We start from the raw sequence: 795 nt of genomic DNA on the forward strand, positions 1-795 counted from the left end.
CGGCAGGCGGTTCATCGCGATGCCGCCGGAGCCTGTTCGGCCGCCAGCAGGTCCGCCTCCCCGGTCGCATCGATGTCGGTCTTCACCTGCGGATACAGCACCGTGACAAGGCCGGCGCCGGCGGCGGCGCCGACCACTTGGAAGGCGACGAAGCCGAGGATGGATCCGGGCGCGATTCCGGCGAAGGTGTCGGTGAACGCTCGCGCGACGGTGACCGCGGGGTTGGCGAAACTGGTGGAGCTGGTGAACCAGTAGGCCGCGCCGATGTAGGCGCCCACGGCTGGGGCTGCGAGGGCTCCGCGTCCGGTGCGGACCAGGGCGAAGATCAGCAGGATGAGTCCGGCGGTGGCGACGGTCTCGCCCAGCCACAGGTGTCCGGAGGCCCGGGTGTGGGTGGAGGTGGTGACGGCGGGCAGGTCGAACATCAGGTTCGCCAGGATCGTGCCGCCGATGCCGCCGGCGATCTGTGCCGGGATGTAGGTGGCGAGGGTCTTGGCGTCGACGCCGGTCCCGGTGCGCCGTCCGAGGGCGAAGTCGGCCAGGGTGACGACCGGGTTGAAGTGGGCGCCGGAGACCGGGCCGAGCATCAGGATCAGCGCGGCCAGGCCGAACGCGGTCGCGGTGGAGTTCTCCAACAACTCCATGCCGACATCGTTCGGGGACAGGCGGGCCGCCATGATCCCGGAGCCGACGACGACGGCGACCAGCAGTCCGGTGCCGAGCAGTTCGGCGAAGGCGCGGCGGGCCAGTTGCGGGTTCACGCGGACACCACCTTCATCGCGGCGTTCACGGGGT

1 protein-coding gene is annotated in these 795 nt (G+C 70.8%); it reads right to left on the reverse strand.

Features of this window, described 5'->3' with window-relative positions; all coding sequences use genetic code 11:
* Positions 1–11: 11 nt before the first annotated feature.
* The gene (locus ABD466_RS44285; protein ID WP_344663331.1) at positions 12–761 is read right to left on the reverse strand and encodes an aquaporin; all 750 of its coding nucleotides are present in this window, start codon (positions 759–761) and stop codon (positions 12–14) included.
* Positions 762–795 lie beyond the last annotated feature (34 nt).

Origin of the sequence: Catenulispora subtropica (assembly GCF_039531675.1) — a bacterium.
Classification (GTDB): domain Bacteria; phylum Actinomycetota; class Actinomycetes; order Streptomycetales; family Catenulisporaceae; genus Catenulispora; species Catenulispora subtropica.